Here is a 23,850-nt window from a genome sequence, read left to right as displayed (position 1 = left end):
TTTTCATGCAAGAACAATATGATCATAAGTTAATCGAACTCGCAGCCCAAATATTTTGGGATCAGCAGCAAAGTTTTGTGGTTGATATCACTACTAAAGAAAATACTTTTTATTGTTTATCCATGTTTCCTTATCCCAGTGGCCGTTTGCACATGGGGCATGTGCGTAATTACACTATTGGTGATGTGATTTCACGTTATCAACGGATGCGGGGTAAAACCGTCTTTCAGCCAATGGGTTGGGATGCGTTTGGTTTGCCAGCAGAAAATGCCGCGCTTAAAAATAATGTAGCGCCCGCGCAATGGACTTACGAAAACATGGCGTACATGCGTACGCAATTAAAACAATTAGGTTTTGCCTATGACTGGAGCCGTGAAATAGCCACTTGTCGACCTGAGTATTATAAATGGGAACAGTGGATGTTCATTCAGTTGTATAAAAAAGGCTTGGCGTATAAAAAAACTGCGACAGTGAATTGGGATCCAGTTGATCAAACAGTATTAGCAAATGAGCAAGTCATCGACGGTAAAGGTTGGCGTTCGGGCGCACCCGTTGAGCGACGTGAAATTCCTCAATGGTTTTTGCGCATCACTGATTACGCGGAAGATTTGTTGAATGATTTAGAAACATTAGATGAATGGCCAGACGCCGTAAAAACCATGCAGCGTAATTGGATAGGCCGTTCGGAAGGTGTGGAATTACAATTCGTAGTTAATGATTTTGCTGAACTGTTAACAGTCTATACCACGCGCCCAGATACTTTAATGGGTGTGACCTATGTTGCAGTAGCAGCGGAACATGCTTTAGCAAAACAAGCGGCGCTGAATAATTCGGCGATTGCGACTTTTATAAAAAATTGCAAACAAACTAAACTTGCTGAAGCCGAAATGGCGACGATGCAAAAGTTAGGCATCGATACTGGCTATCGTGCCACGCATCCTATTACCGGCGCGAGTGTGCCAATTTGGATTGCGAATTTTGTGTTAATTGAATACGGCGCCGGCGCGGTGATGTCAGTGCCTGCACATGATCAGCGAGATTGGGAATTTGCGCAGCAATATCAATTGCCCATACAACAAGTTATTTATCCCCTCGACGATTCAAGCGTTGATTTAACCAAGGCTGCTTATACTGAAAAAGGCCTATTAAAAAATTCCGGTGAATTTTCTGACCTAACTTCGCAACAAGCATTTAAAGCCATTGCTAGTTATTTGCAGGCGCAGCAAAAAGGCCAAATTAAAATTAATTATCGCTTACGTGACTGGGGCGTTTCGCGTCAACGTTATTGGGGCGCGCCGATTCCGATGATTCATTGCCAGCAATGTGGTGATGTGCCTGTACCAGAAAATCAACTACCGGTTATTTTGCCAGAAGACGTGCAGTTTGAAGGTGTTGCATCGCCCATTAAAATCATGCCATCGTTTTATGAAACGACGTGCCCGCTGTGTAATGGCCCTGCTAAACGTGAAACCGATACTTTTGATACTTTCATGGAATCATCTTGGTATTACGCACGTTATACCGCGCGTAATAATAATGATGCGATGTTAGATAAAAATGCCGATCATTGGTTGCCCGTAGATCAATACATTGGTGGGATTGAACATGCCATTTTGCATTTATTGTATGCGCGTTTTTATCACAAGCTATTACGAGACGCGGGTTTGGTAACATCGAAAGAACCGTTTAAGCGTTTACTCACGCAGGGCATGGTGCTTAAAGATGGCGCTAAAATGTCTAAATCCAAAGGTAACACGGTAGATCCGCAAGCATTGATTGAAAAATATGGCGCGGACACCGTACGTTTATTTATCATGTTTGCTGCGCCTCCTGAACAATCATTAGAATGGTCGGATGATGGTGTTGAAGGTGCTTCGCGTTTCTTAAAACGTTTATGGCGTTTAGTATACGATCATACGCAACGAGGCGTAGTGCCTAGAGCCATGATTAATCAAAGCGAATTAAGCGATGAACAAAAAGCGATTCGTCGTAAACTGCATAATACCATTGTCAAAGTAGGTGATGACATGCAGCGGCGTTACACTTTTAATACCGCGATTGCAGTCAACATGGAATTAGTAAACGATTTATATAAATTTAATGACGTCAGTGTCCAAGGCCGTTTAATTACACAAGAAGCGTTAGAAGGCCTTACGCTGATGTTGTCGCCGATGGTGCCACATATTTGTCATCAGCTCTGGCAGACATTAGGTCATACTACTGCTTTAATCGATCAAGCTTGGCCATTAGTAGATGAAGCTGCTTTGCAACAAGATCGAGTAGACATAGTGGTGCAGGTTAATGGTAAATTGCGCGGGCGCATTGCTGTCGATGTGCATGCAGATCAAGCCACAGTTGAAGCTGCTGCCTTAAATGAAGAAAATGTGCGACGTTTTGTGGAAGGTAAAGCTGTGCGTAAAATTATCGTTGTACCTGGGAAATTAGTAAATGTCGTTATTGCAGAATAGTATCGTTGTTATTGCCGTATTGTTTACCGGTTGCGGTTTTCATCTGCGTGGCGACATTGATTTACCACCTGCATGGCAGCCGTTGGAAGTGCAATCTGAATCGTTGCCATTGGCAACACAACGCGATTTGCAACGCATGCTGGATCAAGCGAATGTCAAAGTGGTAGAAAAAGATGCTGCTGCGCAATTACGTATTATTAGTGAAAATATTAAAAAGAAAGTATTAAGCGTAGATTCTTTTGGTCGCGTTTATGAATACGATTTGGAATATAGTTTAAATTACGCATTAACCTTGCGCGGCGAGCCAGCCGCTGCGGAGACTGGTGAAGAATTAACGGCAGACTTGCCCGGCGGTATTATCGCTTTATCGGGCAGTTATCGCTTTGATCCTTTGGCGGTTTTAGCAGCGCAGGACGAAGAGCAACGCGTAGTGAGTGAGTTACGGCAAAAAGCTTTGCAACAAATGATGCGTCGTATGGCGAAATTCAAAGCTCGGCAAAAAAATCAGCCACCTGATAAGTAAAAAAATTTAATTTAATATTATTGAGAATATTTTATGAGCGGTGAATTACGGTTATCCAGTGAGTTAATTAAAGCAATTATGCAAACGGTTAGCACGCATGATGCGGCTGCCAGCGATCCATTTATGGCGGCGCAATATTTAGCCGCGATTACGGCGGTGGTAGTAGCAGAAATGGATGCGCCCGGAGAAGACTTAAAGCGAGTGATGAGTCAGCTAACTGGTTTTTCTAATTATGTATTAGAAGAAGAATTAAAAAAGCGCGGTAAAGTACAAGAAAGCTTCGGCCATTGGAAACCCGGTGACGCTTGAGTCTGAAAGTTAATTTGTACCCATAGCAATACTGCATTCCTTAATTAATTTCGGTCCGCGATAAATTAAACCCGTGTAAATTTGTACTAAGCTTGCGCCTAAAGCACGTTTGTCGGCTGCGTCTTGTCCGCATTGAATACCACCCACGCCAATAATTGAAATGGTGTTGTTAAGTTCGCCGCGTAAAGTGGCTAGCGCACGGTCGGCAAAAGATTTAAGAGGTTGTCCACTTAAACCACCGCTTTCTTGTGCTAAAGGATGTTGTGCGATTAATTCGCGATTAAGCGTGGTGTTGCTCATGATGACGCCATCTACCGCTTGTTGATTTAATACCGCTGCAATATCAGTCAGAGCTGTTGCATCTAAATCTGGCGCGAGTTTAATTAATAGTGGTACGTATTTTTTTTGTTGGTCTTTTAAAACGTCACGAGCCTGATATAAGCTTTTTAATAATACCGCTAACACATCGGCTTGTTGTAAGTTACGTAAGCCCGGCGTATTTGGCGATGAAATGTTAATAGTGATATAGCTGGCGTGCGCATACGCTTTGTGCAAGCAATGCAAATAATCATCTAGGGCTTGCTCGTCGGGCGTGCTTTTGTTTTTGCCAATGTTAATACCTAATACACCGCGAAATTGCGCGTGTTGTACTTGGCGAATTAAGTGATCAATTCCTTTGTTATTAAATCCCATGCGATTAATGATGGCGTGATGTTCCGGTAAACGAAACAAACGTGGTTTTGGATTGCCGCTTTGTGGGCGTGGCGTGACGGTACCTATTTCAATAAATCCAAATCCTAATGCCGCTAAGCCATCAATACATTCGCCGTCTTTATCTAAACCCGCGGCAAGACCAATGCGATTTGGAAAGCGCAAACCCCAAAGTTCTTGTGGATCCGCTGGTGGCGCGGGAAACATTTTTTGCAATAAGTGTGGCGGCGTAGCGCGCAAACCTTGCAAGGTTAAATGATGCGCAGTTTCAGCATTGAGCGAAAATAAAAAAGGTCGTAAGCCGTGATATAAATTCATTTTGTTTTACGTGTATGACGAGATGAATGCGCACTATAGCGATTTTTGTGCGTAGCAGCTAGCTGCCAGTACTAAGAGTCAATGCGAATATTACACCGTGTTTTTGATGTGTAAGATAATATCCATGTGATCGATCACCAAACCGTGCGGTAAATTAGGCAATTGATCAATATGTATTTGTTCACACGCAATATCGGTGAGCTCACCGGTGCTGGCATCGTATAAATGATAATGCGGTGCAGTGTTAGTGTCGTATAAAACATGGCTAGGTGTAATAGGAACGGTATTTAACAAACCTTTATCCGCAAACAAATTTAAGGTGTTATAAACCGTCGCGCGTGAAATGCGACTACCTTGCGTTTTTAATTGGTTGATTAAAATCTCGGCGCTGAGATGTTGAGCACGTGCAAACAATAACTGTCCCAGCTCGATGCGTTGCTGCGTGGGCAAGATATTGTGCGTGTTTAATAAGTTAATGATGGCGTCGTGTTGCATGTGCTCATTATAGCCATAGCCTAGACAGTTTTTAAACGCCGTTTGCCGGTTTCAATAGAATTTTCTTGGGATTTATTAGTGTCGATAACCGATGTTGCTGAATAAGCAGCAAGTTTATTCCACGCATTTAAGGCTGCAATTTTGTAGGCTTCAGCCAGGGTAGGGTAGTTAAACGTGCTTTCTACAAAATAATCTAATTTACCGCCTAAGGATAATACCGCTTGGCCAATGTGAATTAATTCAGTCGCGCCTTCGCCAACAATATGTACGCCCAACAAGCGCCTATCATCAATCGCGAATAATAATTTTAACAAACCATCTTGTAAGCCCATGATTTGTGCGCGTGCAGTTTCGCGAATCCGCGCAATGCCGGATTCATAAGGAATGCCAGCTTCTTTTAACGCTTGTTCCGTTTGACCAACCATACTAATTTCTGGCACGGCGTAAATACCATAAGGAAAAAATGAAGTATTACTGTGAGCTATATGTTGAAAAGCATGACACGCCGCTAAGCGACCTTGTTCCATCGACGTTGCGGCCAAACTTGGGAAACCAATAATGTCACCCGCGGCATAAATATGATTGATTGACGTTTGGTATTGCGCGTTCACCGTTAAACGACCACGCACATCTGCTTCTAAACCCGCGTTTTCTAATTTTAAATGTTTGGCTGCGCCAACACGGCCAGCGGCGTAGAGCACCATGTCACTACGCACCCGTTTGCCACTGGCGAGTGCGGTGATAACTTTGCCATCGCTGGTTTTTTTAATGCTGCTAACACGTTCGTTGAAACGCAAGATCATGCCATTGTCACGCATTTGATGTACAAAGGTTTCAATGATCTCATCATCAACAAAGTCGAGAATGGCATCACGACCTTCGATTAAAGTTACTTCAACATCCAACGCGCTAAAAATAGTGGCGTATTCCACGCCAATCACACCCGCACCGACAATGGTTAAAGTTCTGGGTAGATACGAAATTTTTAAAATATCGTCACTGTCTAAAATACTACTGCCATCAAAAGGAATATCACTGGGGCGATAAGGTTCGGTGCCACAAGCGACAACAATATGTTCGCCGTAGTACAACGTGCTTTCACCGGCGGCACCTTGAACGTGTAACTCATGCGGATTATGAAACGCGGCGCTGCCGACAATAACATCTACGCCATTACGATTTAATTGATGCTGCATGACTTCAACTTGATGTTTCAGCGTGACATCTAAACGTTGCATCACATCTTGCGCACAAATATGTTGTTTGACTTTATAACTGCGGCCATAAATACCGCGTTGACGCCAACCCGTTAAATATAAAACGGTTTCACGCAAGGTTTTACTTGGAATCGTACCGGTATGCACCGACACACCACCGACGTGTGAACGTTGATCAATAATCGCCGTGCGTTTGCCCAATTTTGCAGCCTGCACAGCCGCGCGTTGTCCCGCTGGGCCGCTACCGATGACCAACATGTCATAACGTTGCATACACTATCCTTTTGTGAGGCATGAGGTGAATAGCCTGTAGTAGCGTTAGCGGCATTTAAGCGACGCGCTTGAGGTTATTGTGTACAGAGAAAAGTGACGTTTGAAATCGCGTTATTTCTAATCGGAGTAAATGCGACAGAGATTTGAAGATTTTGAAAACGCATTTGGCGTTCCGTGAATACGGTAACGCCAAATCGCGGGTTGTTACATTAAATAATTATGCGCCTAATACTTTTAATGCGGCATCATAATTAGGTTCTTCGCTCAGTTCTGCAACTAATTCTGCATGTAATACTTTATTGTTTTCATCTAACACTACAACTGAACGCGCGGCGATGCCGGCTAATGGGCCGTCTTGCAATAAGACGCCGTAGTCTTGTAAGAATTGACGCGAGCGCATTAATGATAAAGGTTCAACATTCGCTAAGCCTTCTACTTCGCAAAAACGTTTCATCGCAAATGGTAAGTCAGCTGAAATAACTAACACCACGGTGTTTTTTAATGCAGAGGCTTTTTCATTAAACTTGCGTGCTGAAGTTGCGCAAGTCGGCGTATCTAAACTCGGCACGATGTTGAGGACTTTACGTTTGCCAGCAAAATCGGCCAGTGATAAATCTTGTAAGCTACGATTGGTGAGTTTGAAATCGGGGGCAGTGCTGCCGACTTTGGGTAAGTCACCGTTGGTATGAATGGGATTGCCGCGTAAGGTGATATTGGCCATGATGATTCCTGTGTAGGTTAAGGTTTTGGAAGAGTAATACGAGGTTTTTGTTTGTTGCGTTTATACAAGCTCAGCATTTTGCCGATATATTGCACGCGGTCGGCGTTATGTTGTTCGCAAATCGCAGCGACGATGGTTTCGCGTTCGTCGCGCTCAGCGCTGATTTTGATTTTGATTAGTTCGTGATAGGTCAATGCCGCATCAATTTCTGCATTGACGTTCTCCGTTAAGCCATTTTGGCCGATAATAACCACGGGTTTAATGGCGTGTAGCAAGCCGCGCAGATATTTCTTTTGATCGACCGAGATTGGCATGGTGTTTCCTTTGATAATGGGCGCGTAGTTTAGCAGAAGGCAGAATTGGATTTATGGGGAGTTATGGCGAAAAGTAAAAGCAGTCAGCGGTGGATGAAAGAGCATTTCGATGATGAGTATGTGTTGCGGGCGCAGCGTGAAGGTTATCGCTCGCGTGCGGTTTATAAGTTGATGGAGTTGGATGAAAAATACCGTTTGCTGAAACCTGGCCATTCCGTGGTGGATTTAGGCGCAGCGCCCGGCGGTTGGTCGCAATACGCGGCGCAGCGTGTCGGCGAACCAGGCAAAGTTTTAGCTACGGACATATTGCCCATGAATGGTTTGGCCGGTGTGCAATTTGTTTTAGGGGATTTTCGCGAAGCCGAGGTGCTCGATACTATTTTGAGGGCCTTGGGGGGCAATAAGGCAGATGCGGTGTTATCCGATATGGCGCCGAATATGAGCGGCACCGACGCCGTGGATATTCCCCGCGCTATGTATTTAGTGGAATTAGCTCATGACACGGCCTGCCGCGTCCTGCGACCGGGCGGTCTGTTTTTAAGCAAAATGTTCCAGGGCGAAGGCAGTGAACAATTTTTGGTCGATTTGCGGCAGCATTTTACCGCGGTGAACGTGCGTAAACCCCGCGCATCAAGGCCGCGTAGTCGAGAGGTTTATGTGTTGGCGACGGGCTTTAAGCCTTAATTTAATTAGCTGGAACCCAGCCAATTTAAATTCAACTACTTTAAAAATAACTAATCGTCCCCATTTCCTTATCTCTCCCTCCTGAAACGGTATTCCGCCGATTCAGTGTCCGTAGGAACGGTCTGTGCTAGCATTGGTCTATCAAGCGCGTCGCCGGCATTAAAACAGTTTCTTGGCGAGTTTTTCAACATTTGCATAGGATTTCCCCCTTGAACGAGCTGATTAAAAATGTTTTGTTGTGGTTGGTCATTGGTCTGGTGTTGTGGACGGTGTTTACCAAAATCAATGAACAAAGCGGTGCTCCGCAAACGCTGGGCTATTCTGAATTTCTTGATCGTGTGGATGGCGGCTCGGTAGAGCAAGTCACGCTTCAAGGTACGCGTATCTTGGGCAAATTAACCAGTGGCGAAGAGTTCACGGTGTATAACCCTGAAACCTTGAATGGCCCTTTGATCAAAGCACTGCGCGATCACAATGTCAGCATCACCGGCAAAGAGCCAGAAGCGCCATCGCCTATTTGGGCGATTATTATTAATTTGTTGCCTTTATTACTGCTGTTTGGTTTGTGGATGTATTTGATGCGTCAAATGAGCCAAGGCGGTGGTCGCGGCGCGATGTCATTTGGTAAAAGCAAAGCCAAGCTACTGGGCGAAGACCAAGTCAAAGTTACCTTTGCCGATGTGGCGGGCGTAGACGAAGCCAAAGACGAAGTCCGTGAATTGGTGGATTTTTTACGCGATCCGGGCAAATTTCAAAAACTCGGAGGCATGATTCCACGCGGTGTATTAATGGTGGGTTCACCTGGTACGGGTAAAACCTTATTAGCGCGTGCCATTGCGGGCGAAGCGAAAGTGCCGTTTTTTACGATCTCAGGTTCTGACTTTGTCGAAATGTTTGTAGGCGTGGGCGCATCGCGGGTGCGCGATATGTTTGAGCAAGCCAAAAAACACGCACCGTGCATTATTTTTATCGATGAAATTGATGCGGTCGGTCGTCATCGTGGCGCCGGTTTAGGCGGTGGTCATGATGAGCGCGAACAAACGTTAAATCAGTTGTTGGTTGAAATGGATGGCTTCGAAGGTAATGAAGGCGTCATCATTATTGCTGCGACTAATCGTCCTGATGTATTAGATCCTGCTTTGTTGCGGCCGGGTCGTTTTGATCGTCAAGTGATTGTGCCGTTACCGGATATTCGTGGTCGCGAACAAATTTTGAAAGTGCATATGCGCAAAGTACCTTTGTCGGACAATGTAAAACCCGCCATCATCGCGCGCGGTACGCCAGGATTTTCGGGCGCAGACTTAGCGAATTTAATTAATGAAGCCGCATTGTTTGCTGCGCGCAGTAACAAGCGCACGGTGGAAATGGAAGATTTTGAACGTGCGAAAGATAAAATCATGATGGGCGCAGAACGTCGTTCGATGGTGATGGATGACGAAGAAAAACGCCTAACTGCATATCACGAAGCAGGTCATGCGATTGTCGGCTTAACGGTTCCTGAGCATGATCCGGTTTATAAAGTCAGCATTATTCCGCGGGGTCGTGCCTTAGGTGTAACGATGTTTTTGCCGGAGCAAGATCACTACAGCATTAGCAAACAAAAATTGAATAGTCAGATTTCAAGTTTGTTTGGTGGACGGATTGCCGAAGAACTTATTTTTGGTGCGGATCGCGTAACCACCGGTGCGTCCAATGATATTGAACGCGCGACGGCGATTGCACGCAACATGGTGACACGTTGGGGATTGTCTACCAAGATGGGCCCATTAGCGTACGGCGAAGAAGAAGGCGAAGTATTTTTAGGGCGCACGATGACGCAGCATAAAAATTTGGCCGATGAAACCTCGCGTGCGATTGATCAAGAAGTGCGTACCATCATTGATCAAAACTATCAGCGGTCAGTCACTATTTTGCAAAGCAATATTGATAAGCTGCACATTATGGCGGAAACCTTGATGCGTTATGAAACGATTGATAAAAATCAAATTGATGCAGTGATGGAAGGTCGTGAACCGGGCCCGCCCCAAGATTGGGGTAATGATGGATCCGGTAGCTCTTCCGATTCTAAAGAAGATAAATCGGCGGATGCGAGCGGCACGATTGGTGATCCTGCTAGTCTGCATTAAATTTTAGTTTTGTCTTAAATCGCATGAGCGAATTTATTACATTGCAATCGGGTGCTCGTCAGTTGGTGTTATCACAACCACGGCTGATGGGCATTTTAAATATCACGCCTGATTCTTTTTCTGATGGCGGTCAATTTCAAACTGTTGACGATGCTTTATATCAAGCAGAACGTTTATTACAAGAAGGCGCGACTTTTTTAGATGTCGGCGGCGAATCAACTCGGCCTGGCGCACAAACTGTCACAGAAAATGAAGAATTAGCGCGTATTATTCCCGTTATAGAAGCCATAGCAGGGTGTTTCGATGTGTGGATTTCGGTCGACACTAGCAAACCTGTCGTAATGGAAGCGGCTATTAAAGCGGGCGCCCATTTAATAAATGATGTGCGTGCGCTGCAAATGCCGAGTGCATTAGCGACAGCGGTTTCTTTGGATGTGCCGGTGTGTTTAATGCATATGCAGGGTCAACCCACCAATATGCAAATAACTCCGCACTACGATGATGTGGTGAGTGAAGTAAAACAATTTTTGTTAAATCGCGTAACCACCTGTGCAGCTGCGGGTTTAGCGCGTCAACATATGATGTTGGATCCGGGTTTTGGTTTTGGTAAATCACTTGCGCACAATGTGACATTAGTAAAACAATTGCCTGAAATAGTTAATTTAGGATTCGCCGTATTAGTCGGCGTGTCACGTAAAAGTTTTTTGGGTACGTTAGTACAGCATGATCAAAAAATTCGTGCTGTTGATGAACGTTTATCCGCGAGTGTCGCCGCGGCGCTTTATTTGGCTCAGCAAGGCGCGCATATTTTGCGAGTGCATGATGTTGGCGCAACCAACGATGCATTAAAAATTTGGCAAGCGTTTAGCGCATAAAAAATGCAACAAAGGATTAAAAAATGAGTCGACGTTATTTTGGTACCGATGGCATACGCGGCAAAGTCGGTGAGTCTATGTTAACGCCTGAATTTGTCATGAAGCTCGGTTGGGCAGCCGGACAAGTATTGTGTCAACCCGGTGAAGGTCGTGTGTTGATTGGTAAAGATACGCGCATCTCAGGTTATATGTTTGAGTCTGCATTAGAAGCAGGATTTTCTGCTGCGGGTGTTGATATTCGTTTATTAGGTCCTATGCCAACACCCGCTATTGCGTATCTTACGCAAACTTTGCGCGCGTCCGCAGGCATAGTGATTTCGGCATCGCATAATCCTTATTACGATAATGGCATTAAATTTTTATCGCACAGCGGCAAAAAATTACCCGATGCAACGGAATTAGCCATTGAAGCATTATTAGATCAACCGATGCGTTGCGTAGAGTCTGCGCAGCTCGGTAAAGCTGCGCGCATTGTGGATGCGGCGGGACGCTATATTGAATTTTGCAAATCGAAATTTCCATCGCATTTAGATTTGAGTGGATTAAAAATCGTCGTGGATTGTGCGCACGGCGCGACTTATCAAATTGCGCCTAAAGTGTTGGCAGAATTAGGTGCACACGTTACCAGCATTGGCGTTACACCCGATGGCGTAAATATTAATGATCATTGCGGCGCCGTGTATCCACAAACTTTGCAAAAAACCGTGCTTGAATTAGGCGCTGATATTGGGATTGCGTTGGATGGTGATGGCGATCGTTTAATCATGGTTGATGCTAGCGGTGAAGTATTAGATGGCGATGACATTTTATTTATTTTAGCGCGTCAACGTTTAGCGCAAGGTGATTTAGCGGGCGGCATCGTGGGTACGCAAATGACTAATTTCGGTTTGGAATTAGCGTTTCGTGAAATGAATATCGCATTTCGTCGCGCCAAAGTCGGTGATCGATACGTGCTGGAAATGTTAGAGCAAGAAAATTGGTGTGTCGGCGGTGAAACCTCGGGGCATATTATCTGCCTCGATAAATCACCTACCGGCGATGGCATCGTTGCCGCTTTGCAAGTATTAGCGGTCGTTGTTGCTAGCGGCCAGTCTTTAGCGGAGTTACGTAAAGGCTGGCAAAAACTGCCGCAAATTTTGGTCAATGTGCCACTGGCGAGTCATCAAAACAGCAGCGATGTGTTACAGCACTCACCGGTGCAAGCGGCGCTCCAGGTGGCCGAACAGCGTTTGGCCAGCAGTGGTCGCGTATTATTGCGTCCGTCGGGTACTGAGCCCTTGATTCGAGTGATGGTCGAAGGTCGAGATCCGGGTTTAGTGAAGACCCTGGCAGAAGATATTGCGATCGCGGTTCGACGCGCCTAGAAAATCCCGCTTTGATGGAGTTTTGCTTAAATTGACGCCGGTTATCGCAAGATTCCGCATTGATTTATAAGCTTGCCCTGAGTACCATTCCTGCCCCTTAAGGGTGGATCTTGCCCACGGAATGAATGAGCTAATAATGACTAAGCGTATTCCGCTAGTGGCGGGTAATTGGAAATTAAATGGTTCACGCGCCAGCATTCAAGCATTGCTCGCGGGAATTAAAACGGGTTTGCAAAATAATGCAGCAGCAGGCGAATTAGTTGTTTGCCCACCGTTTGTTTACTTAAATGAAATTGCACAACAACTGCAAGGCAGCAATATTATTGTTGGCGCGCAAGACGTGAGTGAACAAGCCGAAGGTGCATTTACCGGTGAAGTTGCGGCGGCGATGTTAGCAGAAGTGGGTTGTCGTTATGTCATTATCGGTCACTCTGAGCGCCGTCATGTTTATGGTGAAAGCGATCAACTTACCGCACAAAAATTTGTTGCGACGCAACATGCAAAATTAATTCCGATCTTGTGTGTAGGCGAAACGCTCGCGGAACGCGAACAAGGTATTACCGAAAAAGTGATCGCGCAGCAATTAGATGCGGCCTTGCAAGTAAGTACGATCAAAGCATTTGTTAACGCCGTAATTGCTTACGAACCTGTTTGGGCAATAGGCACGGGTAAAACCGCAAGCCCAGAACAAGCGCAAGCAGTGCACGCGTTTATTCGGCAACGACTCACGCAACACGATGCTGTTATTGCAGCAGCAGTACGCATTATTTATGGTGGCAGCGTTAAAGCGAACAATGCCAAAGAAATATTTTCGCAGCCCGATATTGATGGCGGGTTAATTGGTGGTGCTTCGCTGCAAGCGAAGGACTTTTTAGATATTTATTACGCGGCAGGTTGATCTCTATGTTGTATGCAGGATTATTAGTACTACACACCTTAATTGCAATTTCTATTATTGCATTAGTGTTGTTGCAACAAGGCAAAGGCGCCAGCATGGGTGCTGCATTTGGTAGCGGCGCATCGGCAACCGTATTTGGTGCGCGCGGTTCAGCATCATTCTTAACTAAACTTACCACCGGTTTAGCGATTGTTTTTTTTGCTAATTGTTTAGTGTTGGCTTATTTATCATCGCATCGCCAACCTGCAGAAGGCAGCAGCATAGTTGAACAGTACGAACAAAAACGCGCACTAGAACAAAAAGACAATGCTGCAATTCAAACGCGCTTACAAGAATTAGGCGGCGATGTTCCTGGTGAAGGTTTTGGTGTTGCACCTGCATCAAATACGGCGCCCGCTACACCTGCAGACGTACCCCCTGCACAGTAACAATCAGCAATAAAGTTAAGTGCAATAAAAGTAATATTGCCGACGTGGTGGAATTGGTAGACACGCTATCTTGAGGGGGTAGTGGCGTAAGCTGTGTGAGTTCGAGTCTCACCGTCGGCACCACATTAATTTAATCAAATAAAAAGCTATGGAGCTTGGCTAGAAATATAAACAACTGATTCTCATAACACTGCGTTTCTATTTTCAAATAAGTTGATGATCATCGTTGAACCAGATCTGGGTTTCTTAATGTCAACTAATAACTAATAGTGAGACGGCAGAATCCTCATGGCGAGAGCCTTCCCTTATTGAAGAAAAGCATTTTTTTTAATAATATTCTTGTCAGCTGGAACAGATTATTTTGTGTTCGTCTTATGTGATAATGCAGCATGAAAACCACTCCCACAGCATCTCTAAGTTCTTTAACGATTATCCAGCCCGACGATTGGCATTTGCACTTGCGTGATGGCGATGCGATGCGTGCTGTGCTCGTGGATACAGCGCGGCAATTTGCGCGTGCGATCGTGATGCCGAATTTAAAACCACCCGTAACAAGCACTGCGCAAGCAATAGCGTATCGCGAACGCATTATTGCGGCACGACCCCAGGGCTCTACATTTGAACCATTAATGGTGTTGTATCTAACGGATATGACGCAGCCGGAAGAAATCGCGCGCGCAAAGGCTAGCGGCGTGGTGCGCGCGGCTAAATATTATCCTGCCGGTGCAACGACCAATTCTGAAAATGGTGTAACCGATTTAACACGCATTTATCCGGTGTTAGCTGCGATGGAAAAGCATGATTTACCATTGTTGTTACATGGCGAAGTGACGGATGCTGAGATTGATGTGTTTGATCGTGAGCGAGTCTTTATTGAAAAATATTTAGTGGCTATCGTTGAACATTTTCCAGGTTTACGAGTTGTGCTGGAACATGTCACAACACAAGACGCGGTTCAGTTTGTAATGGGTGCTCCCGATAATGTAGCAGCAACGATTACCGCGCATCATTTGTTGTTCAATCGCAACGCAATGTTTCAGGGTGGAATACGACCGCATTATTATTGCTTGCCCATTTTAAAGCGAGAAGTGCATCGTTTGGCATTGGTGCGCGCAGCCACAAGCCATAATAAGAAATTTTTCTTAGGTACTGATAGTGCACCGCATGCACGTCATACCAAAGAAACCAGTTGTGGTTGCGCGGGCATTTATACCGCCCATGCGGCGATGGAGTTATATGCCGAAGCTTTTGAAAAAGCGAATGCGTTGGATGCTTTAGAAGATTTCGCTAGTCACTATGGCGCAGACTTTTATAAATTGCCCCGTAATCAAAATAAAATTACTCTGCGGAAAGAATCCTGGACGGTTCCGCAAGAACTGAGTTTAGGTGGGCAAGATAGTTTGGTGCCGCTGCGAGCGGGTGAAAATATTGAGTGGAAATTAAATGCCTAGCAAAAGCTATTGAAATTACCGGGTTAAATTAAATTGTGATTCCCTCATATGTAATAAATTAATTTGGTAATGAAGGCGCGCGTATTTGATTGGCGTCATTTATTACGTCATTAGATTTTCCGAAAGATGTATAACAAACGCGATTACGTCCTGCTTCTTTGGCTTCATACAGTTTTTGGTCGGCAAGTCCAATAATGGTTTCTGCGCTGGTTTGTGTGCCACTTTGAATTCCGCATACTCCAATGCTAACGGTCACGGATAAACCCGCTTGATCGGCATCTTGAGTATTGAGTTGCACAATCAGTCGCCGATAGCGTTCGCCGAGTTGCGCTAAAGTAGATACGTCTATTTGCGGACAAATGACTAAGAATTCTTCGCCGCCCCAGCGTGCAATAACATCGTATTCACGACAACCACGTTTTAATTGTGTGGCCACTGTCTGCAAAGCCAAATCGCCTGCTAAGTGACCAAATTTATCATTAATGTTTTTGAAGTGGTCTATGTCAATTAATAATATCGCTAATGATTGTAAACCGCGGCCGACGCGCGCGAGTTCGTTGTGCAATGCGTCATTGCCACGCCAGCGATTAGAAATGCCCGTGAGGGGGTCGGTATACGCCATTTGATGTAATTGATTGGCGTACATCTGCACTTGTTGTTGTGCGCGAATTAAACGTAAGCCTACTTGAATGCGTGCGATTAATTCGTGCGTATTAACGGGCTTGTTAATAAAATCATCTGCGCCTTTGTTTAACGCAGTAACGACGGCATCTTTATTTTGTGCGCCGGTAAAAATAATAATGTAAGGACGTTCTAAGCTCGCACTTAAACTATCCATGCGCAAATGTTCACAAATGTCGATGCCGCTGCGGCCAGGCATATTCCAATCTAAAACAATGACGGCATTACCAAAGGCATGTGGATCTTCGAGAATGCGGGCAGCACTGCTGAGATATTCTATTTTCCAATCAGGGTTAAGATTTTTTAATTGTCGACCTAGCCCCGCTAGAAACTGTGGGTCATCATCAACAAAATAAACGCGATGGGGTGTGGTTTGCATGCCTAGTTGGCGGCAAAAGACACTTAATCTTTATATTATTTGTATGAAATTTATTGGCCGTGTTGTTGATATAAGGCGTTAGCTAAATAATCAATTTCCGCTAATGAGTCAGGCGCCGGACGAATCGCTAGATAACTGTACCCATCGTTTTGTGCACTGTTATGCGCGGCAAAACGCAAAATGCGATGCTTCGGTAGTGTTTGAATAGCGGGGCTGGTGTTATTGCGAGGCGCAGGCACATTATTATCGATAGTGTTATTGGCTAATTTTAAAATGATTTTGCCGGATACGCTAAAGCCGGCGCTAATGGGCGTTACTTCCGCATTGCTATGAGATAATGGCGGCACGTAATACAACCACAAGGCATGATTTTTATAATTCCCACCATATATATGAGGATGAGGTTTGTCGGTTAGCGGCGCTAAATGATAATGCTGCGCGAACGCTTTTAGGGCTTTTTCATCTTGATCTTGTTCGTACATCAACATGCCGATCAAAATTAAACTGGCGGACATTAAACCTTCAAAACTTGTGCGTATCGTCATCGCGACAATCGCGCCGATAGCGATTAAGGTCGCTAATGATTTAATCGCAAACCATATCGTAGAATCGGGAAGTGGTAATTGCTCGGCAGTTGCGAAATCGCGAATTGTCGATTGAAATTGCAAGGTTGCAAACACGTCATACAATAAACCCGTGCTTAACCATAAGGCCAGCAAACTAATTGTACCAAGACCCAGTAAACGCAAAATGCGCGCATGGCGTTTTATGCGCCGTAGCAACAGTGGTTTAGTTTGAGGGTTTGCGTAAACCATCAGCTCGATGGATTGATTATTGAGACTCCGTATTTCTAAAATAAATTCTTCATGAACGCGAGTGATAACGGGCGAGATTTTATTGGAATGATAAAAACTATCTAAACATTGATAATTGTCGCGCAGATCACGAATGCCTAACGCAATTAAACTACCGTCTGCAGAAGGGTGATACTGAATTAACTGACATGCGAGTACACCCGGCACAACCACGCTGGCGGCTTGCTCGCAAACTAATTCGCTGCGACCCAGTAATAGACCTTTGCGTTGTTCAGTCATCTGTAACACTCGTCACTAATATAGTGTAACCAGCATAAAGCTTACGTTGGCTTTTGCAAGCGAGCTTTGTCGTTACATTACCCGCGCTGGTAAGTTTCGTCCAGAGGAAGATAAAAACCCCAGCAAAACCTTATATCCTAGTATACGCTATAAGCATGTTAAAACTTCTCAGAACGAGCATAGCTTGGTTACTGGTGCTGGCCATCCCTACGCAGGGTTTGGCGGCGTCCGCTATGTTGTTTTGTAATATGAATAAGACTACTACCGTTACGCAAAGTGCTAGCCCAGACAGCTCCGTCATGATCAAGAGCGGGTGTCACGAAGGCATGATGGCAAAAGTATCTATACCTGAAAATACGACTGCAACATCGCTAGATGAATCAGCCGCGTCGCAGCAATCAAAACACCAAGGTAATAAATGCAGCGCGTGTGCTGATTGTTGTCATGCCGCAGCATTACTAAGTTATGCAAAAATTTCTTTTATTGTCTTTTTTAACCCTAGCCCCCTTGTTGTTGAAACTGCCTCCTTTGTTACAGTTGTCAGCGATATTTTAGATCGACCCCCGCGCAATATCCTCGCCTAAAACGCCGTAGGCAATACGCAAGCTTCCATCTGCGCTGTTGTTCTGTATCGTTTAATTAACCTTGAGCGTGTAATTTTTTTACGTTTGAGCGGTTTGTTTCTTATGCGAGAATTTTATGGAAACTCAAAGTTATTTCCTTTATGGCCTGCGTAGCGCCTGTTTATTTGCAGCGTGCCTTTTAATTAATTTGTCGAATGTCTTTGCGCAAGAATCGAATGCTGCGTCCGCAGATCCGCTCGATGCTGCAGCCATCGTCTGTGATGTCATTTATGAATCCTCTTTTAGTCAATATCGTGCTTTTGAAAATGAAAAAATAATTTCATGGCAAGCCGCAAATGATCATGTAGCCGCTCTTGGCGGTTGGCGCAAATATGCCGCAGAAGCAGCGGGTGAAGTAGAAAGCGCTGATACCGATGAGGCTGATATCAGTAAACCCGCGGATCATTCTTCTATGCATGATGCCCATCGTGGCCATCAAACAGAATCAGGTGAATGATATGTTGATGTATTTAAAAAAATTCTGCGGTGGTGATCGATTTTATCGGCTCTCACTTATAGGCCTGCCGTTATTTTTATTAAATGGCTGCGCAACATTTAGTTCTGATAATGGCTTTAACGCTGTGCAAACAATGGCTACTCCCTATATAAGCCAAGATTTGGTATGGGCTAGAAGTGACGCCGATAAAAAAATAATTAATCAGCGCGTTACTGATTTATTGGAAAAACCTCTGGATGTAGATACGTCTGTGCAAATCGCGTTGTTAAACAATCGAGGTTTACAAGCAGCTTATTATGAGTTGGGTATCAGCGAAGCCGATCTTGTGCAAGCGGGGCGTTTAACTAATCCACATCTTTCTTTAGTGCAAGCAAGTGCCACTGAAAATGGCACGCGTGAATACACGATAGAGCAAGCGTTAACATTTAATATTTTTTCTTTAGTAACAATGCCGCGTGTAGTGGCAATTGAAAAGCGGCGTTTTGAACAAGCGCAACGTGCTACTGCGTTAGAGGTTTTGCGCGTTGCCGCAGAAACCCGCAAAGCTTATTACCGAGCGGTGGCAGCCGCGCAAACGCAACGTTATATGCAGCAAGTACAGCAAGCAGCGGATGCCAGTGCGGAGTTGGCGCGGCGCATGGCGCAAGTGGGGAATTTTAATAAATTAGAACAAGCGCGCGAACATGGTTTTTATGCGGATGCGGTGTTAAATGTTGCGCGTGCAACCCAAGCTGCTCTTGCAAGCCGTGAACAATTGACGCGTTATTTAGGTTTGTGGGGCATGCAAATTAACTATCAATTGCCGGAACGTTTGCCCGATTTTCCAATAACCGCGGATGACTTGCCCAATATAGAGCAAACCGCAATGGCGCAACGTTTAGATTTACAAATGCTAAAAATAGAAACGGCGGCTCTCGCTAAAAACTTAGGTTTAAATAAAACCACACGTTTTATTAATGTTTTAGAGGCAGGGCCAGTGCGTATATTAGAAGGGCAAAAAGATGGTCCATATAAAAAGGGTTATGAGGTTTCATTTGAATTGCCATTGTTTGATTGGGGCGGCGCTAAAGTTGCCAAAGCCGAGGCGGTTTATATGCGACAAATTAATTTAGCTGCGGAAGCAGCGATCAATGCACGTTCTGAAGTGCGGGAAGCGTATTTTTCTTATCGCAGTAATTTTGATATTGCGCGTCATTATCGTGATGACATGGTGCCTACTGCAAAACAAATTTCCGAAGAAAATGTTTTGCGTTACAACGGTATGTTAATCGGCGTATTTGAATTACTAGCCGATGCGCGTTCGCAAATTATGGTGGTCAATGAATATATTCAAGCGCAGCGAGATTTTTGGTTATCTCAAACCGATTTGCAAATGTCCATGATCGGTAAACCCAACATGAGTGGTTTTTCTGCGAGCGAGATGAAATCATCTGTGACCACAGGATCTCATTGAACTGTATTTTATGGAGATTAAATAAATGACAACAAGACGTAATTTTTTTAAAGGCAGTGCTGCGGTATTAGCTGCAGTAGCAGCCACTTCTGTTAGTAAAGTGGCGTTAGCAGCATTGCCTGAACCTGTTTTGCAAACTAAACCGGATACGATGCCGCCGTTAATACCTAAAACAGGCCGTGATTATAATCCTGTAGTGACATTAAATGGTTGGACTTTACCGTGGCGAATGAATCGCGGCGTAAAAGAATTTCATTTAGTTGCGGAGCCGGTAGTGCGTGAAATGGCGCCCGGTTTTAAAGCGCATTTATGGGGTTATAACGGACAAAGTCCAGGGCCAACGATCGAAGTAGTAGAAGGCGATCGTGTGCGAATTTTTGTGACGAATAAATTGCCAGAACATACGAGCGTGCATTGGCATGGCCAACGTTTGCCTAATGGCATGGATGGTGTTTCTGGCTTAACACAACCTTCTATTCAGCCTGGTAAAACGTTTGTTTACGAATTTGAAGCGCGTCGTCCGGGTACTTTTATGTATCACCCGCATGCGGATGAAATGACGCAAATGGCGATGGGTATGATGGGTTTTTGGATTACGCATCCAAAAGAAAAACATCCATTGATTGAAGAAGTAGATAGAGATTTTGTTTTTTTATTGAATGCCTATGACATTGATCCGGGTAGTTACACACCAAAAATCATGACCATGCTCGATTTTAATTTATGGAGTTGGAATAGTCGTATCTTCCCTGGCATTGATTCGTTGAATGTAAGGCTCAATGACAAGGTACGCATTCGTATTGGTAATCTCACCATGACAAATCATCCGATGCATTTGCATGGTCATGAATTTGTTGTCACCGGCACCGATGGTGGGCCTATACCGCATAGCGCGCGTTGGCCAGAAGTTACAACCGATATTGCCGTGGGACAAATGCGCCAAATAGAATTTCTCGCCAATGAAGAAGGGGATTGGGCGTTTCATTGTCATAAAAGTCATCACACCATGAATGCGATGGGGCATAACGTGCCTACTTTGATCGGTGTACCGCATCAAGAAGTTGCAAAAAAAATCACACAATTAATTCCAGATTATATGGTGATGGGGGAACGTGGTATGGCGGACATGGGAGAAATGCAAATGCCATTGCCGGATAACACAATACCCATGATGACCGGCAAAGGACCTTTTGGCGGTGTGGAAATGGGCGGCATGTTTAGTGTGCTTAAAGTGAGACGCGAACAAAAACCGGGTGATTATAAAAATCCTTCTTGGTTTAAACATCCTAAAGGGACGGTTGCATTTGAATATACGGGTGCACTACAACAACCACAACGATCATCTACTAATAGCGGTGAAGCAATGCCGCGTGCGCAAACCAATACGCCAGATGTTGAAGTAAAAGTTCGTAAACCTAGCGGCCATTCTGGTCATTAATGTTTTTTAAATATTTATTTTGGAGAATGATGATGAAAAAAATGCTGATAGCAGTGTTGTTAATGGGTTTTTTGGTGGAGCCGGTTTATGCAGCAATGAATGAGTTCACCTTAGGCGAGGTACGAAAAATAAATGTAGAGGCTAGTACCATCACGATTAAACATCGGGAAATTAAAAATTTAAATATGCCGCCGATGACGATGGTCTTTCAGGTAAAAGAGGCTGCTTTGTTAGATACGATTAAACTCGGCGATCAAATTCAATTTAAAGCCGTCGAAGAAGATGGCGCAATATTGGTAACTGAAATACAGCTAAAAAAGGTGACACCATGATTAATTATTTACGACATGCAGTAGTGGCTGCCGTCTGGTTTTTTGTGGCGAGTAACATTAGTTATGCAGGGCCCATGGGCTTTAAAGAAAGCGCCATGTCGATGGGGGATTTTTCGCCCAATTGGCAAGAAGCATTCGTGAATTATGCGCTTACGAGTCGAGATGCTGCCGGAGTGGAAGTCGTTGCTATGCAATCGGATGATCAACGATTAGAGCGCGAAGCTGTGCAGCTCACGTATACCCGGTTATTGAAAAGATGGAATTTGCCACATGCGCAAGCGAATGTGTGGTTGGTGGGTGGTATTGGCGCATTGGAAGGCAATGATTTTTCTGGCACACGTTTTTTATACACGCCGGGTATTCAGCTTGACTATGAAACAACGCGAATTTATTTAGCGTCAGCTTTTCGTGCATACCGTGCTGAAGATATTGATCATGATTACGCATCGGCACGTGCGGGTTTTTCTTTTTATGAAGTAGATTACGATGAAGTTCAGCCATGGTTTATTGTCGAAGCACGGCGTATGCAAGGTCTTTCGGAAGAAGCTGAAGTTACACCGATGTTGCGGTTGATTCACAACCGTTATTTTGTGGAAGCTGGTGTTTCTAATATGAAGCAAGCGCGTTTTAATTTTATGTACATTTTTTGAGGAGTGTTGTTATGAAAACTTTAGTAAATAAAATAGCAATGATCTGTGTGTTGTCGGCATTAGCAAATTTTTCAATGGCTGCAACCACTACGCTGGTAACAGTGAATGGCATGGTTTGCGCATTTTGTGCACAAGGCATTGAAAAACGTTTATTGAAATTACCAGAAACTCAAGCGGTGTTCGTGAACTTGAAACAAAAAATAGTGGCAGTGGAGGCAAAACCAAATCAAGCGGTCAGTGAAGCGTTAATTAAATCAGAAATTGCCGATGCGGGTTATGCGGTAGTGAAATTTGAAACCGTAGAAAAATCGGTTGATGATATTAAAGCCGAATACGCGGCGAAGAATAAAAAATGAAAATATCTTTATCAAACACAAACAGTAGTTATTGGTCATCGTTACTTTCTTTATTGACGAGTTCCAGCACGCTGATTTGTTGCGCGTTGCCCGCATTGTTAGTCGCCTTAGGTGCGGGTGCGGTGTTATCGAGTTTGATTACCGCGGTGCCGCAATTAGTGATACTCAGTGAATATAAAGAATGGGTGTTTAGTTTTGCGGCGGTCATGTTAGTGAGTAATGGTCTTTGGCAGTGGCGGCATCGTAATGCGCCTTGTCCAGTGGGCTTAAGCGCAGCAGAGTCGCTGGCGTGTGCGCGTACACGCCAATGGTCATGGCGAATTTATTGGTTCAGTGTGGTGGTGTTGTTAATCGGTGTGTGGTTTGCATTTATTCAACCGTGGCTATCAGCTTAGTGTGACAACAATGTTATTTAATCTCATAGATCAACTTGATCAATGGGGGGCAAGTGGTTAGACTGCGCGCTGCCTGATGCGGGGTGGAGCAGTCTGGCAGCTCGTCGGGCTCATAACCCGAAGGTCGTAGGTTCGAATCCTGCCCCCGCTACCATATATTCTGTGCATGACTTAGTTGTCATGCTGAATGTGGCCAGTTTTTGAAGTTCGCAGGCCCCTTTATGGGGCCTTCGTATTAACGGGGATGCCCTCGTGTACTGCGCAATGTCGCAGTTCGAAGAAGTTGAAGAGGGCATTTGCCCTTTTTTTATGGCCGACTCCTTAATCTTGAGGGATCGGCATTAATGAGGAGTAAGACCACTTGAGTCGTAGCGCCAACAAAGCATGGGTTTTGGTGGAGCCAGTGGTGGAAGGCTTGGGATATGAATTGGTGGGTGTTGAGTTTGGTCAACACGGTGGCCAATCCGTATTACGCATCTATATAGATAAGCCCGATGGTTTAACGGTTGAAGATTGTGAGCGAGTCAGTAAGCAGGTCAGCGCTTTACTGGACGTAGAAGATCCAATCAGTGGTGCGTATGACCTAGAAGTGTCTTCGCCCGGATTAGATAGGCCGCTGTTTCGTTTACGGGATTTTGAGCGCTTTAGTGGCGAACAAATTAAAGTGCGTTTGTTCGATAACGTGAATGGACGGCGCAACTTTAAAGGTCTATTGCTAGGTGTCCAAGATGGTCATGTAGTGATTAAAGTAGATGAAGATGAATTTAAGTTGGAATTTGAACAAATCGACAAAGCTAAGCTGGTACCGCAGTTTTAG

The 23,850-nt window shown here is 44.7% G+C and carries 26 protein-coding genes and 2 tRNA genes; 21 read left to right on the top strand and 7 right to left on the bottom strand.

Annotation, left to right across the window (positions count from 1 at the left end; all coding sequences use genetic code 11):
* Nucleotides 1-5: 5 nt before the first annotated feature.
* From H0W44_00470 to H0W44_00460, 3 genes are read left to right on the top strand one after another with little or no spacing between them, the layout of a single operon-like run.
* Nucleotides 6-2,468: a leucine--tRNA ligase gene (locus H0W44_00470; protein ID MBA3580905.1), complete on the top strand. Its 2,463-nt coding sequence runs from the start codon at nt 6-8 to the stop codon at nt 2,466-2,468.
* On the top strand, nt 2,449-2,991 hold the full coding sequence (locus tag H0W44_00465; GenBank protein MBA3580904.1) for a hypothetical protein: 543 nt from the start codon (nt 2,449-2,451) through the stop codon (nt 2,989-2,991). Before H0W44_00470 ends, H0W44_00465 begins: the two co-directional genes overlap by 20 nt.
* 33 nt (nt 2,992-3,024) lie before the next feature.
* A complete protein-coding gene (locus tag H0W44_00460) occupies nt 3,025-3,300 on the top strand; it encodes a hypothetical protein (protein ID MBA3580903.1) in 276 nt (91 codons plus the stop codon).
* 9 nt (nt 3,301-3,309) lie between these two features.
* Here H0W44_00460 and H0W44_00455 read toward each other — a convergent pair whose 3' ends face one another.
* From H0W44_00455 to yhbY, 5 genes are all read right to left on the bottom strand, one after another.
* Nucleotides 3,310-4,329, bottom strand: coding sequence for a quinone-dependent dihydroorotate dehydrogenase (locus H0W44_00455; GenBank protein MBA3580902.1), 1,020 nt, complete (start codon nt 4,327-4,329; stop codon nt 3,310-3,312).
* A 90-nt stretch (nt 4,330-4,419) separates the two neighbouring features.
* The gene (locus H0W44_00450) at nt 4,420-4,824 is read right to left on the bottom strand and encodes a transcriptional repressor (GenBank protein MBA3580901.1); all 405 of its coding nucleotides are present in this window, start codon (nt 4,822-4,824) and stop codon (nt 4,420-4,422) included.
* A 20-nt stretch (nt 4,825-4,844) separates the two neighbouring features.
* Entirely contained in the window at nt 4,845-6,314 is a 1,470-nt protein-coding gene (gene sthA, locus H0W44_00445; protein MBA3580900.1) for a Si-specific NAD(P)(+) transhydrogenase, read from the bottom strand.
* 217 nt (nt 6,315-6,531) lie between these two features.
* Entirely contained in the window at nt 6,532-7,035 is a 504-nt protein-coding gene (gene tpx / locus H0W44_00440; GenBank protein MBA3580899.1) for a thiol peroxidase, read from the bottom strand.
* A gap of 17 nt (nt 7,036-7,052) precedes the next feature.
* Nucleotides 7,053-7,349 (bottom strand): ribosome assembly RNA-binding protein YhbY, encoded by a 297-nt coding sequence (gene yhbY / locus H0W44_00435; protein MBA3580898.1) that lies wholly within the window; start codon nt 7,347-7,349, stop codon nt 7,053-7,055.
* A gap of 63 nt (nt 7,350-7,412) precedes the next feature.
* Here yhbY and rlmE point away from each other — a divergent pair, with 63 nt between their 5' ends.
* The 8 genes from rlmE (at nt 7,413) to pyrC (ending at nt 15,175) form a co-directional block, all read left to right on the top strand.
* Nucleotides 7,413-8,033, top strand: a complete 621-nt coding sequence (gene rlmE / locus H0W44_00430) for a 23S rRNA (uridine(2552)-2'-O)-methyltransferase RlmE (protein MBA3580897.1) — start codon at nt 7,413-7,415, stop codon at nt 8,031-8,033.
* A 209-nt stretch (nt 8,034-8,242) separates the two neighbouring features.
* Nucleotides 8,243-10,159 (top strand): ATP-dependent metallopeptidase FtsH/Yme1/Tma family protein, encoded by a 1,917-nt coding sequence (locus H0W44_00425; protein ID MBA3580896.1) that lies wholly within the window; start codon nt 8,243-8,245, stop codon nt 10,157-10,159.
* 23 nt (nt 10,160-10,182) lie between these two features.
* On the top strand, nt 10,183-11,034 hold the full coding sequence (gene folP / locus H0W44_00420; protein MBA3580895.1) for a dihydropteroate synthase: 852 nt from the start codon (nt 10,183-10,185) through the stop codon (nt 11,032-11,034).
* 23 nt (nt 11,035-11,057) lie between these two features.
* Nucleotides 11,058-12,398 (top strand): phosphoglucosamine mutase, encoded by a 1,341-nt coding sequence (glmM, locus tag H0W44_00415; protein ID MBA3580894.1) that lies wholly within the window; start codon nt 11,058-11,060, stop codon nt 12,396-12,398.
* A gap of 136 nt (nt 12,399-12,534) precedes the next feature.
* Nucleotides 12,535-13,296: a triose-phosphate isomerase gene (locus H0W44_00410; GenBank protein ID MBA3580893.1), complete on the top strand. Its 762-nt coding sequence runs from the start codon at nt 12,535-12,537 to the stop codon at nt 13,294-13,296.
* Between the two features lie 5 nt (nt 13,297-13,301).
* A complete protein-coding gene (gene secG / locus H0W44_00405) occupies nt 13,302-13,724 on the top strand; it encodes a preprotein translocase subunit SecG (GenBank protein MBA3580892.1) in 423 nt (140 codons plus the stop codon).
* Between the two features lie 38 nt (nt 13,725-13,762).
* Nucleotides 13,763-13,847: transfer RNA gene (locus tag H0W44_00400), tRNA-Leu, on the top strand.
* Between the two features lie 266 nt (nt 13,848-14,113).
* Nucleotides 14,114-15,175, top strand: coding sequence for a dihydroorotase (pyrC, locus tag H0W44_00395; GenBank protein MBA3580891.1), 1,062 nt, complete (start codon nt 14,114-14,116; stop codon nt 15,173-15,175).
* A 58-nt stretch (nt 15,176-15,233) separates the two neighbouring features.
* Here the strand turns inward: pyrC and H0W44_00390 are convergent, their stop codons facing one another.
* Both H0W44_00390 and H0W44_00385 read right to left on the bottom strand, forming a co-directional pair.
* A complete protein-coding gene (locus H0W44_00390) occupies nt 15,234-16,235 on the bottom strand; it encodes a diguanylate cyclase (protein MBA3580890.1) in 1,002 nt (333 codons plus the stop codon).
* Nucleotides 16,236-16,285: 50 nt separating this feature from the next.
* Nucleotides 16,286-17,329 (bottom strand): hypothetical protein, encoded by a 1,044-nt coding sequence (locus H0W44_00385; protein MBA3580889.1) that lies wholly within the window; start codon nt 17,327-17,329, stop codon nt 16,286-16,288.
* A 248-nt stretch (nt 17,330-17,577) separates the two neighbouring features.
* Between H0W44_00385 and H0W44_00380 the strand changes: the two genes are divergently transcribed.
* From H0W44_00380 to rimP, 10 genes are all read left to right on the top strand, one after another.
* Nucleotides 17,578-17,913 (top strand): hypothetical protein, encoded by a 336-nt coding sequence (locus tag H0W44_00380; protein ID MBA3580888.1) that lies wholly within the window; start codon nt 17,578-17,580, stop codon nt 17,911-17,913.
* Nucleotides 17,914-18,028: 115 nt separating this feature from the next.
* Nucleotides 18,029-18,409, top strand: a complete 381-nt coding sequence (locus tag H0W44_00375; protein MBA3580887.1) for a hypothetical protein — start codon at nt 18,029-18,031, stop codon at nt 18,407-18,409.
* A gap of 7 nt (nt 18,410-18,416) precedes the next feature.
* Entirely contained in the window at nt 18,417-19,862 is a 1,446-nt protein-coding gene (locus H0W44_00370; GenBank protein MBA3580886.1) for a TolC family protein, read from the top strand.
* A gap of 25 nt (nt 19,863-19,887) precedes the next feature.
* Nucleotides 19,888-21,300: a copper oxidase gene (locus H0W44_00365; protein ID MBA3580885.1), complete on the top strand. Its 1,413-nt coding sequence runs from the start codon at nt 19,888-19,890 to the stop codon at nt 21,298-21,300.
* Nucleotides 21,300-21,632: a copper-binding protein gene (locus H0W44_00360; protein ID MBA3580884.1), complete on the top strand. Its 333-nt coding sequence runs from the start codon at nt 21,300-21,302 to the stop codon at nt 21,630-21,632. The genes H0W44_00365 and H0W44_00360 overlap by 1 nt, the downstream gene beginning before the upstream one ends.
* Nucleotides 21,633-21,655: 23 nt before the next feature.
* A complete protein-coding gene (locus H0W44_00355) occupies nt 21,656-22,282 on the top strand; it encodes a hypothetical protein (GenBank protein ID MBA3580883.1) in 627 nt (208 codons plus the stop codon).
* A gap of 38 nt (nt 22,283-22,320) precedes the next feature.
* Nucleotides 22,321-22,638, top strand: coding sequence for a heavy-metal-associated domain-containing protein (locus H0W44_00350; GenBank protein ID MBA3580882.1), 318 nt, complete (start codon nt 22,321-22,323; stop codon nt 22,636-22,638).
* The gene (locus tag H0W44_00345) at nt 22,635-23,033 is read left to right on the top strand and encodes a hypothetical protein (protein MBA3580881.1); all 399 of its coding nucleotides are present in this window, start codon (nt 22,635-22,637) and stop codon (nt 23,031-23,033) included. Before H0W44_00350 ends, H0W44_00345 begins: the two co-directional genes overlap by 4 nt.
* Nucleotides 23,034-23,110: 77 nt before the next feature.
* Nucleotides 23,111-23,187, top strand: a tRNA-Met gene (locus H0W44_00340).
* A 207-nt stretch (nt 23,188-23,394) separates the two neighbouring features.
* The gene (gene rimP, locus H0W44_00335; GenBank protein ID MBA3580880.1) at nt 23,395-23,850 is read left to right on the top strand and encodes a ribosome maturation factor RimP; all 456 of its coding nucleotides are present in this window, start codon (nt 23,395-23,397) and stop codon (nt 23,848-23,850) included.

Source organism: Gammaproteobacteria bacterium (assembly GCA_013817245.1).
Classification (GTDB): Bacteria; Pseudomonadota; Gammaproteobacteria; order HTCC5015; family HTCC5015; genus JACDDA01.
This window is presented reverse-complemented; position numbering and strand designations above follow the sequence as displayed.

Coding starts and splice junctions, on each gene's coding strand:
- H0W44_00470 (MBA3580905.1), top strand. CDS start 6: ATGCAAGAACAATATGATCATAAGTTAATCGAACTCGCAGCCCAAATA.
- H0W44_00465 (MBA3580904.1), top strand. CDS start 2,449: ATGTCGTTATTGCAGAATAGTATCGTTGTTATTGCCGTATTGTTTACC.
- H0W44_00460 (MBA3580903.1), top strand. CDS start 3,025: ATGAGCGGTGAATTACGGTTATCCAGTGAGTTAATTAAAGCAATTATG.
- H0W44_00455 (MBA3580902.1), bottom strand. CDS start 4,329: ATGAATTTATATCACGGCTTACGACCTTTTTTATTTTCGCTCAATGCT.
- H0W44_00450 (MBA3580901.1), bottom strand. CDS start 4,824: ATGCAACACGACGCCATCATTAACTTATTAAACACGCACAATATCTTG.
- sthA (MBA3580900.1), bottom strand. CDS start 6,314: ATGCAACGTTATGACATGTTGGTCATCGGTAGCGGCCCAGCGGGACAA.
- tpx (MBA3580899.1), bottom strand. CDS start 7,035: ATGGCCAATATCACCTTACGCGGCAATCCCATTCATACCAACGGTGAC.
- yhbY (MBA3580898.1), bottom strand. CDS start 7,349: ATGCCAATCTCGGTCGATCAAAAGAAATATCTGCGCGGCTTGCTACAC.
- rlmE (MBA3580897.1), top strand. CDS start 7,413: ATGGCGAAAAGTAAAAGCAGTCAGCGGTGGATGAAAGAGCATTTCGAT.
- folP (MBA3580895.1), top strand. CDS start 10,183: ATGAGCGAATTTATTACATTGCAATCGGGTGCTCGTCAGTTGGTGTTA.
- glmM (MBA3580894.1), top strand. CDS start 11,058: ATGAGTCGACGTTATTTTGGTACCGATGGCATACGCGGCAAAGTCGGT.
- H0W44_00410 (MBA3580893.1), top strand. CDS start 12,535: ATGACTAAGCGTATTCCGCTAGTGGCGGGTAATTGGAAATTAAATGGT.
- secG (MBA3580892.1), top strand. CDS start 13,302: ATGTTGTATGCAGGATTATTAGTACTACACACCTTAATTGCAATTTCT.
- pyrC (MBA3580891.1), top strand. CDS start 14,114: ATGAAAACCACTCCCACAGCATCTCTAAGTTCTTTAACGATTATCCAG.
- H0W44_00390 (MBA3580890.1), bottom strand. CDS start 16,235: ATGCAAACCACACCCCATCGCGTTTATTTTGTTGATGATGACCCACAG.
- H0W44_00385 (MBA3580889.1), bottom strand. CDS start 17,329: ATGACTGAACAACGCAAAGGTCTATTACTGGGTCGCAGCGAATTAGTT.
- H0W44_00380 (MBA3580888.1), top strand. CDS start 17,578: ATGAATAAGACTACTACCGTTACGCAAAGTGCTAGCCCAGACAGCTCC.
- H0W44_00375 (MBA3580887.1), top strand. CDS start 18,029: ATGGAAACTCAAAGTTATTTCCTTTATGGCCTGCGTAGCGCCTGTTTA.
- H0W44_00370 (MBA3580886.1), top strand. CDS start 18,417: ATGTATTTAAAAAAATTCTGCGGTGGTGATCGATTTTATCGGCTCTCA.
- H0W44_00365 (MBA3580885.1), top strand. CDS start 19,888: ATGACAACAAGACGTAATTTTTTTAAAGGCAGTGCTGCGGTATTAGCT.
- H0W44_00360 (MBA3580884.1), top strand. CDS start 21,300: ATGTTTTTTAAATATTTATTTTGGAGAATGATGATGAAAAAAATGCTG.
- H0W44_00350 (MBA3580882.1), top strand. CDS start 22,321: ATGATCTGTGTGTTGTCGGCATTAGCAAATTTTTCAATGGCTGCAACC.
- H0W44_00345 (MBA3580881.1), top strand. CDS start 22,635: ATGAAAATATCTTTATCAAACACAAACAGTAGTTATTGGTCATCGTTA.